Source organism: Niallia circulans (assembly GCF_003726095.1).
GTDB classification, from domain to species: Bacteria; Bacillota; Bacilli; order Bacillales; family Cytobacillaceae; genus Niallia; species Niallia circulans_A.
In genome coordinates, this window is sequence record NZ_CP026031.1 from 2,473,775 (window position 1) to 2,487,816 (window position 14,042).

General features: G+C 35.2%; 15 protein-coding genes. 5 read left to right on the plus strand and 10 right to left on the minus strand.

The annotated features are described in order from the left end of the window. Nucleotides 1-7 precede the first annotated feature (7 nt). Nucleotides 8-265 carry a DUF6154 family protein gene (locus tag C2I06_RS11975; RefSeq protein WP_047944536.1) on the plus strand — a complete coding sequence of 86 codons (258 nt, stop codon included), beginning with the start codon at nucleotides 8-10 and terminating at the stop codon, nucleotides 263-265. 66 nt (nucleotides 266-331) lie between these two features. Here C2I06_RS11975 and C2I06_RS11980 read toward each other — a convergent pair whose 3' ends face one another. Continuing rightward, nucleotides 332-1,102: a sulfite exporter TauE/SafE family protein gene (locus C2I06_RS11980; protein WP_095332510.1), complete on the minus strand. Its 771-nt coding sequence runs from the start codon at nucleotides 1,100-1,102 to the stop codon at nucleotides 332-334. Between the two features lie 335 nt (nucleotides 1,103-1,437). Here C2I06_RS11980 and cls point away from each other — a divergent pair, with 335 nt between their 5' ends. Further along, a complete protein-coding gene (gene cls / locus C2I06_RS11985) occupies nucleotides 1,438-2,892 on the plus strand; it encodes a cardiolipin synthase (protein WP_095332512.1) in 1,455 nt (484 codons plus the stop codon). A gap of 140 nt (nucleotides 2,893-3,032) precedes the next feature. Here cls and C2I06_RS11990 read toward each other — a convergent pair whose 3' ends face one another. Next, nucleotides 3,033-3,506 carry an S-ribosylhomocysteine lyase gene (locus C2I06_RS11990; protein WP_047944539.1) on the minus strand — a complete coding sequence of 158 codons (474 nt, stop codon included), beginning with the start codon at nucleotides 3,504-3,506 and terminating at the stop codon, nucleotides 3,033-3,035. A 174-nt stretch (nucleotides 3,507-3,680) separates the two neighbouring features. Between C2I06_RS11990 and yidD the strand changes: the two genes are divergently transcribed. Further along, a complete protein-coding gene (gene yidD, locus C2I06_RS11995; RefSeq protein ID WP_204259848.1) occupies nucleotides 3,681-3,938 on the plus strand; it encodes a membrane protein insertion efficiency factor YidD in 258 nt (85 codons plus the stop codon). Here yidD and C2I06_RS12000 read toward each other — a convergent pair. Next, nucleotides 3,935-4,492: a beta-class carbonic anhydrase gene (locus C2I06_RS12000; protein WP_047944541.1), complete on the minus strand. Its 558-nt coding sequence runs from the start codon at nucleotides 4,490-4,492 to the stop codon at nucleotides 3,935-3,937. The genes yidD and C2I06_RS12000 overlap by 4 nt on opposite strands. A gap of 290 nt (nucleotides 4,493-4,782) precedes the next feature. On the opposite strand from C2I06_RS12000, the gene C2I06_RS12005 reads away from it, so the two are divergent. Next, complete coding sequence (locus tag C2I06_RS12005) at nucleotides 4,783-4,947, plus strand: DUF1540 domain-containing protein (protein WP_082138439.1); 165 nt, start codon at nucleotides 4,783-4,785, stop codon at nucleotides 4,945-4,947. 58 nt (nucleotides 4,948-5,005) lie between these two features. On the opposite strand, the gene C2I06_RS12010 is transcribed toward C2I06_RS12005, so the two are convergent. From C2I06_RS12010 to C2I06_RS12035, 7 genes are all read right to left on the minus strand, one after another. Further along, entirely contained in the window at nucleotides 5,006-6,208 is a 1,203-nt protein-coding gene (locus C2I06_RS12010) for an NAD(P)/FAD-dependent oxidoreductase (RefSeq protein WP_164463680.1), read from the minus strand. A 61-nt stretch (nucleotides 6,209-6,269) separates the two neighbouring features. Then, nucleotides 6,270-7,745, minus strand: a complete 1,476-nt coding sequence (locus C2I06_RS12015; protein WP_123258103.1) for an o-succinylbenzoate--CoA ligase — start codon at nucleotides 7,743-7,745, stop codon at nucleotides 6,270-6,272. A 165-nt stretch (nucleotides 7,746-7,910) separates the two neighbouring features. Continuing rightward, on the minus strand, nucleotides 7,911-8,729 hold the full coding sequence (gene menB / locus C2I06_RS12020; protein ID WP_095332522.1) for a 1,4-dihydroxy-2-naphthoyl-CoA synthase: 819 nt from the start codon (nucleotides 8,727-8,729) through the stop codon (nucleotides 7,911-7,913). Nucleotides 8,730-8,767: 38 nt separating this feature from the next. Continuing rightward, nucleotides 8,768-9,574 carry a 2-succinyl-6-hydroxy-2,4-cyclohexadiene-1-carboxylate synthase gene (gene menH / locus C2I06_RS12025; RefSeq protein WP_095332524.1) on the minus strand — a complete coding sequence of 269 codons (807 nt, stop codon included), beginning with the start codon at nucleotides 9,572-9,574 and terminating at the stop codon, nucleotides 8,768-8,770. A gap of 13 nt (nucleotides 9,575-9,587) precedes the next feature. After that, nucleotides 9,588-10,859 carry a 2-succinyl-5-enolpyruvyl-6-hydroxy-3-cyclohexene-1-carboxylic-acid synthase gene (gene menD / locus C2I06_RS12030; RefSeq protein WP_338134290.1) on the minus strand — a complete coding sequence of 424 codons (1,272 nt, stop codon included), beginning with the start codon at nucleotides 10,857-10,859 and terminating at the stop codon, nucleotides 9,588-9,590. Beyond that, nucleotides 10,823-11,332, minus strand: coding sequence for a thiamine pyrophosphate-binding protein (locus C2I06_RS25960; RefSeq protein WP_338134283.1), 510 nt, complete (start codon nucleotides 11,330-11,332; stop codon nucleotides 10,823-10,825). The genes menD and C2I06_RS25960 overlap by 37 nt, the downstream gene beginning before the upstream one ends. Before the next feature lies 1 nt (nucleotide 11,333). Then, nucleotides 11,334-12,707: an isochorismate synthase gene (locus C2I06_RS12035; protein ID WP_095332528.1), complete on the minus strand. Its 1,374-nt coding sequence runs from the start codon at nucleotides 12,705-12,707 to the stop codon at nucleotides 11,334-11,336. A gap of 269 nt (nucleotides 12,708-12,976) precedes the next feature. Here C2I06_RS12035 and C2I06_RS12040 point away from each other — a divergent pair, with 269 nt between their 5' ends. After that, nucleotides 12,977-13,741: a TraR/DksA C4-type zinc finger protein gene (locus C2I06_RS12040; protein ID WP_328588013.1), complete on the plus strand. Its 765-nt coding sequence runs from the start codon at nucleotides 12,977-12,979 to the stop codon at nucleotides 13,739-13,741. Nucleotides 13,742-14,042 lie beyond the last annotated feature (301 nt).

Consider the following 14,042-nt stretch of genomic DNA (forward strand, 5'->3'; position numbering starts at 1 on the left):
AACAATAATGAAAATTGTAGATGAACTATATAACTTATATAAAAATAAATTAACTGGTGATGAAGAAGATATCGATATGCTTGCCTTTGCTTTTTTAGAGGAAATGAGTAGAGAAGATTTATTACATATCATCCAAGAATTAAATGAACAAGAATTATATGATTTAATGGGTCTTTATTTAATTGAAAGTTTAAAGGGTAAATTCGCAAGTGAAGATTATCGAAAACCGAATAACCCAATCTTTACCCATCGAAATCTCCATTAATTTTCTATAAAAAGGCTGTTTGACATCCCAAACACAAAAGTTTAGGATAGCAAACAGCCTTTTTTATTATGGATTTGTTATATAATCAAATATGTTTTTCCCAATCAAAGTAGCTGAGACCAAGACAAATAATATTTTTACATATTTAGACCCTTTTGCAATAGCTACTTTAGAGCCAATGTATGCTCCAAAAATCATAGCAATCCCCATCACTATTCCATATAAATAATACACAGAATCATAACATAAAAAAACAATAAGTGCTGTAAGATTACTTCCAAAGTTAAGAACTTTAGCATTTCCCGCAGATTCGACAAAATCAAATCCCATCAGGAGAAAGGAAAATAAAAAGAACGAACCAGTTCCTCCTCCTAAAAAACCATCATAGAATCCTATTAATGGTACAATAAATAGAGCAAACAAGAGTTTCTTTTTCGTCATCCCGTTATATGTAGAATGTAATCCCCATTCTTTTTTCGTAAGAGTATAAATGGTCACCATAATTAAAACAGCAAGAATCAGCGGCTTTAGTGATTCTGATGGGATTTTTTGTACTACATAAACTCCAATTGCAGAACCAATAATGGAAAGAGGTAAGAGTTTTGATAGTAACTTTTTATCTGTTTTTCCATTCCTTATAAAAGAGAGCGAGCTTGTTAATGAGCCCATAGTGGAAGCAAGTTTATTTGTTCCTAACGCAATCTGTGGCGGAAGTCCTGTGAATAATAGTGCAGGCAATGAGATTAGTCCACCGCCGCCAACTACGGAATCAATAAATGCTGCAATAAATCCAGCACCAATTAAAAAGAGTAGCATACCAAGATGTAATTCTTCCATAAAAGCTCCTTACTTTAATTCGTTTTCCATTCCAACATAAAGCTTAAATCTTTGGTGAAATTTAAATCAGCAGTCTTGAGGTAAAAATAATATATCTTGCACAAACAACTTTGTTAATTATTTATTAAGTAAATACTTCTTGTTTTATCTTTACATTATCACATTAAAGAAAAAAGGGAAATTCTTCTTATTTAAAATAAATACAAAATAGTACAAAGTTTTACCCTTTTACCCTATAATTATACAGGATATTAGTTTTAGAGCAGTCATATACACATTCTATCTTATTTTATCGCACATATTATTGCTTTTTTTGTGAGAAAGGACAAAATTCGATGCACATCTATTCAATTGTTTTAAGTGTAATTATTATACTTAATATCATTTTTGCTTTTCTTGTTATCTTCTTCGAAAGAAAAGACCCTATTGCAACATGGGCATGGCTAATGGTGCTGACCTTTATCCCTATTCTTGGGTTTATCTTATATTTACTTTTCGGACAAAATCTAAGAAATAGAAAACTATTTCAATGGGATGGACGAAAAAAACTTGGCATAGAGCCAATATTAGCTTCTCAACTGTTGCAAATAAGTTCAAATCAATTGCGGACAACAAATGAAGTCATTAGAAAAAACCAAGATCTTATTTATATGAATTTATTTAATAATGATGCCGTACTTACGGAGAATAATGCTGTTCAGATATTTACAGATGGTCATAAAAAATTCGATCAATTATTTGAAGATATCAGAAATGCTAAAAAATCTATTCATTTACAATACTATATTCTGAAGAATGATGGGATCGGCTCAGATCTTATTAGCTTACTTGTTGAAAAGGCAAAAGAAGGAGTAGAAGTACGCTTATTATATGATGAGCTAGGCTCAAGAACGTTACGTAAAAAAGTTTTTAAAGAGCTGCGGGCAGCTGGTGGTTTTGTTGAGGTTTTTTTCCCAAGTAAATTTCATCTCATCAATTTACGACTAAATTATCGCAATCATAGAAAGTTAGGAATTATTGACGGGAAAATCGGCTATATCGGCGGCTTTAATGTTGGCGATGAATACTTAGGACTCCACCCGAAATTTGGATATTGGAGAGATACCCACTTACGGATTGTTGGTACAGCTGTCTATGCCATTCAAACACGATTTATTCTTGATTGGAATCAAGCTTCTCATCTCCACGAAATTCAATATTCTCCTGAATATTTTCCTGGTAAGATCGAAGAAATTATTGGTAATATCGGCATGCAAATCGTTTCAAGCGGACCTGATTCAGAGTGGGAACAAATTAAAAATGGTTATATAAAAATGATCACATCGGCAAAAGAAAGTGTTTATATCCAAACACCTTATTTTATTCCTGATGCCAGTTTGCTGGATACCTTGAGAATTGCAGCTCTTTCAGGGATAGACGTTAAAATTATGATTCCTAATAAACCGGATCATATGTTTGTTTATTGGGCCACTTATTCTTATATTGGAGAAATGTTAAAAGCAGGGGCAAAGATTTATATATATGAAAATGGATTCATCCATGCAAAAACTATTTTAGTCGATCGGAAAATCGCTTCAGTCGGAACGGCTAATATCGATATGAGAAGCTTTCGACTTAACTTTGAAGTAAATGCCTTTATTTATAGTGAACAGATTGCTAATGAACTAACAGAGGATTTCTTAAAGGACATGGACTTATCCACAAATTTAACTGCCGACCAATATTCAAAAAGGTCCTTATGGATTCGTTTCAAAGAATCATTTTCAAGGCTTCTTAGTCCACTTTTATAGAGCTTAAAATTTGGTTATGATGTTTTAAAGATAAATTTATTTTATGAATAAAAAACCCAAACAATATACGGAATTTTTCATTAACGTTTCCGTACAATTGTTTGGGTTTCTATTTGGTTGGAATATTTATTTCTTTATTATTAAGCAAAAACCTGTTTTAATTCTTCTTTATCTTTGCTTAACCAGAAATTCATCAGCTTTTTTGCACCTTCTAAATCATGAAGTTTTGCTTGACCGCATTGTGTTTCATTAGCTGCTGGAATTTCAGTAATTTCAATTGCTGTTTTCATCGTTGCCTCTAATAAATCGATAATTTCTTCAACGGTTGGTTCCCCACTTACAACTAAATAGTAGCCAGTCTGGCAGCCCATTGGTGAAATATCAATAATATCAAAATGATTGTACTTCTCTACATGTGCGCGTAAATTAAAGGCAAGTAGATGCTCTAACGTATGAATAACATCTGGCTTCATTGCCTGCTTATTTGGCTGGCAGAAACGAATATCGTATTTATTAACTACTCCATCACTACCAACTTTGTGTACACCACAATGTCTTACATATGGGGCTTTTACGGCAGTATGATCTAATTCAAAACTTTCAACTGAAGGCATAAAGTCATCTCCCTTTCTTCTTCTATCTCTATTATATCTAAAAAACCGAGTAATTTCATCAACTTAATATATATAATATTTTCCCAGTGGGAATTTTGTGTTAGATAGTGATTACTTTTACTCCTCTCTCCACCCATGTTATACTACATGCAAAGAAGGAGAGGACATAGCATAATGAAACACATCTTTTTATTTATTATCCAATTTTACCGCAAAGTAATTTCTCCTATAAAGCCGCCAACTTGCCGTTTTTATCCAACTTGCTCTAGTTATGGCTTAGAAGCGATTCAAAGATTTGGCGCTTTTAAAGGAGGATACTTAACCATTAAACGAATTCTTAAATGTCATCCCTTTCATCCAGGTGGTCTGGATCCAGTACCAGAAGATTGGCACTGTAGAAATCATCATCATTCATCAAAAGAAAAACATTAATAACCGTCTATTACCAAGTCTAATTTTCCAGTCTTTGGATCAATCACTAACCCATGAACTGGAACACCACTTGGCAATAGCGGATGCCTTTTAATCATTTCTACACTATGGGTAACACTATCTGATACAGAATCAAAACCTGTTAACCATTTTTCTAGATTAATACCAGAATGTTGTAAAGTTGCAAATGTTTCGTCTGAAATGCCTCTTTCTTTCATTTTTTCCACCATGCTATCTGAATGCAAAGCACTCATTCCACAGTCATGATGACCTATTACCATTACTTCATCAGCTTGCAGCTCATACACTGCAACCAAAATACTTCGCATAATACTTCCAAATGGATGCACAACTACAGCACCTGCATTTTTTATAATTTTCACATCTCCGTTAGAAAGATTCAATGCTTGTGGCAAAAGTTCTAACAATCTTGTATCCATACAAGTTAGAATCACCATTTTTTTATTGGGAAATTTACCTGTAATAAATTTTTCATATTTTTGTTCCCTTACAAATTCCTCATTATAGACTAACATATCTTGTAATAGGCTCATTTTTGCACTCCTTAAAAAATTCAATTCATAAAATACAAATAATTTCTGTTTTAAAGAAAGAGTCTCCTTATTAATAGTAATGAAAATTTGCATAATATACAAATTTGAAATACATGATACTTTCCAACATTGGTACTTCTTTTCATTCGCCCTGTGTATGTAATTCCTCCAACCTTCTAATACTAAGGTACAATGGGACTGTTATCAGTTTCATTGCATCCTATGTGCAAATCGAAGACATCTTCTAAAAAGACTTTTGATAAATAACTTAAGAAAAGGAGTGGTATTCTATGGCAAAAGACGTTCTTTGTGAAGTAAGGAATTGTACTTTTTGGGAAAAAGGAAACCGTTGCGGAGCCGACCAAATTTATGTTGTAAGTAATGTGGGAAAACATGCGGATACGAGTTATGAAACAGATTGTAAAACATTTGAACCTGAAAATAGCTTAAGCTAAAATTTATGGAAATGAAAAAGGAATCCCACTCAAAACTACTAGGGATTCCCTTCCTTTTTTATCTATCCAATTGTACCAAATCAGCATCAGGGTGCTTCCCCTTTATTATTAAATCCTTTAGTATGTTCGAACCGAAAGCACTGTAAACAGTACCATTTCCTCCAAATCCTAAACAATAATATAAATTCTTATGTTGCGGATGTTCACCAATAAAAGGAATTCCATCTTTTGATTCCCCAAATGTTGCGCCATATACATAGTCAGCTTTTAGTTGCAAATGGGGAAAATGCTCTTTAATACGAACTAATAATCTATCCGCATATAGTTGCAAAATCTGTTCATCTCTTGGCGCTTCCCTTGCTTCTTCGTCTAAACCACCCGCTATTATCCTTCCATTCGGAGTTGTTCGCATATAGAAATACGGACGCTTTGTTTCCCAAATTAAACATCGATCCTCCCAATGTGGAAAAGAGGAGACCGGATTCGTTACGATTGCAAACGTTCTATTTATTTTTGTAGGTATGTCTATTGCAAAGTTATCCAAATCGTACCCAGTTGCATACACGACATGCTTGGCCTGTATACTTGAATCGCCGTTGTTAAACAACCAGCAGCCATCTTTATTCTGAGGCTTTGAAACTTCTGTGTTTTCAAAAACTTGAACATTGCTCTTTTGTGCAACCTCTTTTATTAAGGAAATTACAAACCTTTCTGGGTTCACTTCTGCGTCCCCACTTGTTTTTATTGCAGCATGTTTATTAAATCCATATACTTTATAAATCATATCCTTTTCTAAAAATTCTACTGGGAATTTATACTTTTGAAGCATCTCATATTCTTTTCTTAGAGAAAGTACGTCAGCATCTGTACTTGCGTAATATAAGCTTTGTCTATTTACAAATTGGACATCTTCGTGTAAGGAACTTGCGATACTTTTCAATTCCTCCATCCCATTAAAACATAATTTGTAAAATCGAACTGCGTCTTCTTCCCCAATACTTTCTGCAAAGGAATGCAGCATTTTATCATTAGAATACTGCAATAGCCCTGTGTTGGCAGCAGAGCTTCCATTGCCAACACTACCTTTATCCACAAGAATCACCTGAAGCGATTCCTTTGCAAGCATATAGGTTAATAAGGCCCCTGACATTCCAGCTCCTATTATAAGCACATCACAAGTAACATGATTATTCAACTTTGGATAAACGGGTCTTTCCTGAACCGTTGTTGGCCAATATAATGATCCATGATATAAGCTCATACGTACACTTCTTTCATTGAATTTTTTCACTAGTAGGCACAACATCATGAACTAGCTAAAATTACAAAGAAAAGTCCGATTTTTCCTCTATCCATTTTCTTAATTCTCTTCTGACTATTTTTCCTGAGGCATTGCGTGGGACTTCTGATATAAAAAATACTCTTTTGGGGATTTTATATTTTGCTAGAACATTTGTACATTGTTCGATAATTGTATTCTCTTGTATTCTTTCATCTGTTACGATAAACGCAATCGGTACTTGCCCCCATTTTTCATCTGGAACTCCAATCACTGCCGCTTCTTTTATCCCGTTCATTTCATTCAGTACAGCTTCGACTTCTGCTGGATAAACATTTTCACCACCCGAAATAATTAAGTCAGACCGTCTATCTAACACATAGAGAAATCCTTCAGAATCTATATACCCTATATCTCCTGTAAAAAACCAGCCATCTTGTAAATGATTCTCTTTATTTAAATAGCCTTTTGATACATTTGGTCCACACACTTTAATTTCGCCTATCTCATTTGATCCTAAACAATGTCCTGCTTGATTAACAATTTGTAATTGGGCGGGAAACAGTGGCTTTCCGGCTGAACCTATTTTTCTAATACTGTCCTCTGGCGAGAGGGTGACAATTTGTGAGGCAGTTTCCGTCATTCCATATGAATAATAAACAGAAATCCCTTTATTCATACATCGAGTCAGCAGTTCTACTGAGGCTGGTCCCCCACCTAAAAGCATATACCGGAAATAGGGTGGAAACTTATCATGAGCTGCCTTTTCAATTCGCTCTAGCATCGTGGTGACAACCGATATAATCGTTACTTTTTCTTTCGATAAATCCTCTAATACCCTCTTTACATCAAAGGAATCATGTAAAACGACTTTCATCCCATAAATGATACTTCTCATTAAAATCGAATATCCGCTGATATGAAATAATGGGACTGTACATAACCAGGTATCCTTTTCATATAGGCCTGCATTCAACGTATTTCCCACGGCACTCCACCAGTGATTACCGTAAGATTGAATAACTCCCTTGGGAAGTCCGGTTGTTCCTGATGTATACATTATCGTACAAGTTTCCTCTAATGACACTTGATCCTTTTCTATTGGCTCTATGTAGGTACTTTCTGTTATATTTTCTTTATAAAATACAGTCAATTCTTTCTCTTCTTCAAGCACAGCTACCTTCTCTTTAAACGCTTCTTCTGAGATTAAATAGGAAACTTTCGCATCGTTTATTTGATAAGCCATTTCTTTCGCTGTTAAGCGATTATTAAGAAGGACTGCCTTTGCTCCAATAATTTGCATAGCAAATAAGTGCAGTACAGTTTCTAAATCACTTTTAACAAGAAACCCCACATAATCTGTGTCCTTTACTCCAATGGCCGACCAAATCCCTGCACGGTAATAAGCCTTTTCATATAATTCTTTAAATGTTAGTCTTTCTTCTTTAAATACAATTGCCTCTCTATCTGGTGTTAAATGCGCTCTATTTTTAATAAAATTCGGAAGTATTTCTGTCATAATTTATTATCCCTCTTTTCTATACAAACAAAGGTGACACTATTATTAGCATGTCCATTAAAACACCATTGCTAAAAACGAGTGTCACCCTTGTATCTATTAATTAATATGAATGAATTGCGATTCCATCTCTTGGATAGCTAACTTTTCATTCATCCTTTTCCATTAAGGAAAACGCGGGAATTGTCCAAAATCAGGTTTGCGTTTTTCCTTAAAGGAATCTCTTCCTTCTTTTGCTTCATCTGTTGTATAGTAAAGCAAAGTTGCATCACCAGCAAATTGCTGTATACCAGCTAAACCATCTGTATCTGCATTAAAGGCAGCTTTTAGGAAACGAAGGGCAGTTGGACTTTTCTCTAAAATCTCCTCACACCATTTAATCGTCTCTTCTTCTACCTTTTCTAACGGTACTACCGTATTTACTAATCCCATATCTAGTGCTTCTTGGGCATTATATTGACGGCATAAGAACCAAATTTCCCTAGCTTTTTTATGGCCAACGATTCTTGCTAAATAACCAGAACCGTAACCAGCATCAAAGCTACCTACCTTTGGACCAGTTTGTCCAAAAATAGCATTATCTGCAGCAATCGTTAAATCACAGACAATATGCAGCACATGTCCTCCACCAATGGCATATCCTTTTACCATCGCAATGACAGGCTTAGGAATAACTCTGATTAAACGTTGTAAATCAAGGACATTTAGGCGGGGAATTTGATCTTCTCCTACATATCCACCATGACCTCTAACTTTTTGATCTCCACCAGAACAGAATGCTTTATCGCCTGCACCAGTTAAAATGATAACTCCTACATTACTGTCATCTCTTGCCATTGCAAACGCATCAATTAATTCACTAACGGTTCTTGGCGTGAATGCATTATGTACATGAGGTCTATTAATTGTAATCTTGGCAATACCATTATATGTTTCATAAATGATTTCTTCATATTGTCTGCCAGCTACCCATTCCACTGTCATTCTTTTTCCTCCTTATTAATAGGGCTGAACATCTATGTTCAGCTCCTTAAAAACTCCAATACTATTGTACCAAAAATTTCTGGTTTCTCCACATGAATTGCATGACCAGCATCATTTATAGTTAAATGCTTTATTTTTTTATTACAGTCAACCATTTCTTCAGCGATTTGACAAAACTTTTGATCAAGTTCTCCTGTAATTAACAATGTTTCTATTGATAAGCGAGAAAGAGAGGACCAATACGAATTTTGTGCACCTGTCCCCATCCCTCTTAAACTATTTGCCAATCCAACTGGGTTATTAGCCAGCCGTTGCTTCCTTATTGCTTGCTTTGCATCTTCACTCAGTATCTTTTGGCTTTTAAACAATGGGATTTCCTCCCATTTGTTCACGAAGTTTATTATTCCTTGTTCAAGGATAGAGTCTCCCAATTTCTCATCTTGTATTCGTCTTTGTTTTCTCTCTATATCCGTTCTCAAGCCGGGAGAGGAACTTTCCAAAATAAGTTTTTTCACTGTCTCAGGATAATTCATACAGTATGCTAACGCTAACCTACCACCCATCGAATAACCTAATAAATGAACAGTAGCCAATTGAAGATGATCAATGAGCGCTTTTAAATGAGTGACACTTTCTTGCATAGTATACTTTTCTATTTCTTCCGGCGAATCTGTCTTTCCATGACCGATAATATCGACCGTAATAACCGTATACTTCTTCTTCCATAAAGGAATAAATGGAATCCAAGTACCACTATCCCCAGTAAAACCATGTAATAATAAAAGAGGTTCTCCTTCTCCTTCAACCGTTACATGATAGCTTATATCCTTTAGTTTGATAAACATAGGCTTCACCTTTTTAATCTAATTGATCTAACACCTTTAGAATCCGATTCGTCATTTGCCGATGTTCTAATAGATTATTTTCCCGATTGGTTTGTATTTCCCATACTCGTAAGCCTTTCGTGAAATCACTATCTTGGAATAATGTTTGTAAATTGTCCCAGCTGTTAACAAGCTTATATTGTCCCTTGTACATTTCCACTGCATGCTTAAAGTCAATATTTAGAGGCGTTCCAAATAATAATTCAAAATGTCTCGGCAGTTCTACTTGAGGAAGAAATGAAAAGATTCCGCCCCCATTATTATTTATTAATATGACAGTGATTGGAAGCTGATATAGCTCAGAAAGAATTAAACCATTTAAATCATGGAAAAAGGTTAAATCCCCTACAATTAAAAAGAGCGGCTGCTTAATAACCCCTACTCCGAGAGCAGTAGATATCGTCCCATCAATGCCATTTGCTCCTCTATTTGCAATAATAGTTACCTTTTTATTTTGTTTATGAAAAAAAGTATCCAAATCGCGAATGGGCATACTATTACCTACAAATAAAACGGCATCATTCGGAATCATTTCACCCAAGCAATGAAAAAGCTTCGCTTCACTCATTTCTTGAATTTCTGCTGTTTTTGTTAATTCCTTTTTGGTTATCTCATTGATTTCTATCCATTTATTTAAATAGTGATTTATTGAGCAAGGAGAAACAAACGATGTAAGCTTCTCACAAAAATAACCTTCTTCACAATAAACCATTTCTGTTGTCAGCTGATTAGGATCACGGTAGCCGCTTCCCCCGTCTATTACAATCTGTTTTGCTCTTTCATTTTCTCGTAAGAAAATAGTTAATGGTTTAGAAATCGGCATACTGCCAAACCGAATAACAATATCCGGTTTTAATAGTGATTTAATCCTTTCATTTCGCAAAAACGTATCATATGTGTCGATGACAACTTCCATGTCCGCACTCTTACTTCGTAGTTGGGAAAGTGGATCAGCTATAATCGGAAAACCTGTTTTTTCTGCCAATTGCAGTATTTTCAAAGAAAAGTTCTCTTTATCCATCTCTCCGCAGATGATAATTCCCTTTCTTTCCCCTTTAGCTTCCAAACTTGCTGCTAAATCATGAAAATAGGAATCATCAATCGTAAACTCCCCAGTTTTAATCTGAATAGACCTTGATTCTTGATCCTCTCGACGATAGTGTTCTAAATTATCTAAATCAGGGATTAATGGCTCTCTCAATGGAATATTCACATGCACTGGACCGCTAGGATGCTGTTTTGCCATCGCCACCGCTCTAGCCCCACCGTTTTAGCATATCTTATCATACCTGGACTATTATCAGGTGTAGACATTTCCATAAACCATTTAACATGCTTTCCATAAAGATCTAATTGATCAATCGCCTGCGGTGCTCCCACATCTCGAAGTTCATGGGGCCGATCTGCCGTCAGTACGATTAATGGTATGCGAGAAATCTTCGCCTCTACAATTGCCGGAAAATAGTTTGCAGCGGCAGTACCAGATGTACATACTAATACAGTTGGTTTTTTAGACGCCTTCGCTATTCCTAAAGCAAAAAAGGCAGCTGATCTTTCATCAATATGAACATGAAGCTTTATATCCTCTTCTTCTGCAAGCAATAAACTGATGGGGGTTGATCTTGATCCTGGACTGATAACAGCATGTTCAACCCCGTTTTTTACCAACTCGGATATTAGCGCATCCAAATAGGCAGTTAACTGTTGCTGATGACTCATTTTATTTTCCTCCTAACGCAGTTAGCATTGGCTTAAATTTAATTGCAGTTTCTATATACTCAGATTCTGGATCAGAGTCAGCAACAATACCGCATCCTGCAATAATTGTTGCAACATTGCCATCTATTAAGCCAGAACGGATGCTTACTGCAAATTCTCCATTGCCCTGGTAATCAAGCCAACCGATAGGAGCACCATACATCCCTCTATCTAATCCTTCTACCTCTCTAATAACCTTTAAGGCTTCCTCTCGAGGAAATCCACCAAGAGCTGGAGTTGGATGCAATAAGCGTATGAAGGAAATTAGGGATTCTGTTTCTTTTACCTTCCCGCTAACTGGAGTATAAAGATGTTGAATATCTCTCATCTTCAAGATTTGTGGGTTTAATGGCATTTCTACCGTACTACAGACTTCCTCCATAGCATTCTTTATCATTTTAACAACATAATTATGTTCTTCTCTATTTTTGGAATCCGAAAGCAAGGCTTGCGCAAGCGCATCGTCTTCTTCTTTGTTTTTTCCTCTCGCAATTGACCCGGCCAGACAGGTAGAAAAAACAGTTGGACCTTCTTTTTTTACCAATCTTTCTGGAGAAGCTCCGATGAAACATTTATTCTTTGCTTCCAAGGCAAATATATAACCATTGCTTTGTTGTTGTATTAAATTTTTTAGCACAAACTCTGTCTCGACGTCATTAGAAAAATGCACTTGACTAGCACGTGCTAACACTACTTTTTTTAAATCTTCATTTAACTCATTTATTACTTTATTAACTTTATTCTTCCATGTTTCTTGATCGATCTCAGTAATCATTTCAATTAAAGGTAAAGAAGGAGGAGATGCTTCTGCTCTTCGATACACAATAGAATGCTTTTTTAACTCCGCTTTTGCATGATCCTGTTTATCTGATGGAATCATTATATTTGTAGTAATAAATTGACTTCCATTTATTTCACTTAACATAAATTGAGGTACGTAAAAATGGGCTTCCCCGAAGCCATCCCAGACATGCGTTTTCTCTTTTAATGGATCAAAGGAGAAACCACCTAAAAGGACTGGTCCGATCCCTATTTCATTGTATTTGTTAAATACTATTGCATCATCTAACAGCTGCCTCCATTTTTTTTCTACAAATGAATAAGAGTTTTCCCCTAATGAATACTCAATCCCTTCACAAATGCCTATTCCTACAAGCATGTTTTTTTCAGAAGGATCCTTCCAAAAAAAACGTTTTCCTTTATAGGAGCTGTAATTGGAAAAGAACTCTAGAATATCTATTTTCTTTTCTAGCTTCTTCACTTCACTAACTAAGACAGTAGGAGAATCACTTTCCTTTATTATTGTTTGTACCATTATTCCTTTGCTATCATTCATCCCTTTGTAAATCCCCCTAAAACTAATCAAGAATATAAGCCTTGATTATATTGGTTCAAAGATATACGCCACTTATTATTTTAGCATATTTTACGATACACCTGTCTTTAATATTATGTCAATCATAGTGAATTCTTAATGCACTTTTCAACTATTTATTTTTCTTAAGAAAAGGCTGCACAAATGGAAAACTAGGTTTGATAACCATAAAACAGGGAAATTTATGAACAGGTTGTCTATATATACTAATAGTAGGAACAGATAAGGATGTGTTTACCTTGTTATCAACAGAACAAATAAATCATTTAAAAAAAGAATTAGAAGACAGAAAAGCAACTTTACTAGATAGAACAAACGGATACGCAAGTGAAGAAAATGCCTTGGAATCAGTTGGAGAATTATCCAGTTATGATAACCATCCAGCAGATCTAGGAACAGAATTATATGAAAGAGAAAAAGATTCTGCCTTAGAACAACATGACCAATCTGAATTACAAAAAATTAATAGCGCCTTAAAGGCAATAGAAGACGGTTCTTATGGAATTTGTAAGGTTTCAGGTAAAGAAATTCCTTACGAAAGATTAGAAGCAATTCCGACAGCTCTTACGCTAAAAGAATATAGTGATGAACAAACTATTCCAAATGATCGACCTATAGAGGAAGATATTCTAGAATTAGCTCATGGCAATGAATTTCGTCATTATGATACTGGCGATGTTAGAGACTACGATGATAGTTTTCAAGAGGTAGCTCGCTATGGAACTTCGGAAACGCCCTCAGATTTACGAGGTGATTTCGAAGATTATGACAGTCTCTACGATAGAGAGAACGACGATGATACTTTCCCGGAAGATTATGAAAACTTTACAGCTACAAATATTGATGGAACAGAAAGAGCAGTATATCCATCTAAAGATCAAGAAAAATATGAACAAGCATTAGATGAGGAAGGAATTGAAGCTCCCTTTGGTGATGTTCCATACCATAAATCAGATGGATATATAGAGGAGGATACAGAAGACGAGGAGGAATAAGAGACTTTTAGATAAAACTAAAGGTTCAATAAGTGAAGGTGAATATTTTTGGTTTAATTTTCGTTGGGAACTTTATTGGATAATAAAGGAGTCGGAAAATAAACCAGCCTGTATGCTCGAAGAATTCTATGGGAATGGCGTGAGAACGGTGTGGTCTAACAGGAGAACTCACCGCTCGCCCCATAGAAAACAAGGTGTCTCAGACATGGATGAAACCACAAACCTTCTTTATTTAAATGAATTAAAAAACCAAACAATTATACGAAACTTATTAGCATCTCCGTAAAATTGCTCGGTTTTA

Coding starts and splice junctions, on each gene's coding strand:
- C2I06_RS12010 (WP_164463680.1), bottom strand. CDS start 6,208: ATGAGCTTATATCATGGATCATTATATTGGCCAACAACGGTTCAGGAA.
- menB (WP_095332522.1), bottom strand. CDS start 8,729: ATGACAGTGGAATGGGTAGCTGGCAGACAATATGAAGAAATCATTTAT.
- C2I06_RS12035 (WP_095332528.1), bottom strand. CDS start 12,707: ATGAATGATAGCAAAGGAATAATGGTACAAACAATAATAAAGGAAAGT.
- C2I06_RS11975 (WP_047944536.1), top strand. CDS start 8: ATGAAAATTGTAGATGAACTATATAACTTATATAAAAATAAATTAACT.
- C2I06_RS25960 (WP_338134283.1), bottom strand. CDS start 11,332: ATGAGTCATCAGCAACAGTTAACTGCCTATTTGGATGCGCTAATATCC.
- yidD (WP_204259848.1), top strand. CDS start 3,681: ATGAAACACATCTTTTTATTTATTATCCAATTTTACCGCAAAGTAATT.
- cls (WP_095332512.1), top strand. CDS start 1,438: ATGCACATCTATTCAATTGTTTTAAGTGTAATTATTATACTTAATATC.
- menD (WP_338134290.1), bottom strand. CDS start 10,859: ATGGCAAAACAGCATCCTAGCGGTCCAGTGCATGTGAATATTCCATTG.
- C2I06_RS11980 (WP_095332510.1), bottom strand. CDS start 1,102: ATGGAAGAATTACATCTTGGTATGCTACTCTTTTTAATTGGTGCTGGA.
- C2I06_RS12000 (WP_047944541.1), bottom strand. CDS start 4,492: ATGAGCCTATTACAAGATATGTTAGTCTATAATGAGGAATTTGTAAGG.
- C2I06_RS12015 (WP_123258103.1), bottom strand. CDS start 7,745: ATGACAGAAATACTTCCGAATTTTATTAAAAATAGAGCGCATTTAACA.
- C2I06_RS12005 (WP_082138439.1), top strand. CDS start 4,783: ATGGCAAAAGACGTTCTTTGTGAAGTAAGGAATTGTACTTTTTGGGAA.
- menH (WP_095332524.1), bottom strand. CDS start 9,574: ATGTTTATCAAACTAAAGGATATAAGCTATCATGTAACGGTTGAAGGA.
- C2I06_RS11990 (WP_047944539.1), bottom strand. CDS start 3,506: ATGCCTTCAGTTGAAAGTTTTGAATTAGATCATACTGCCGTAAAAGCC.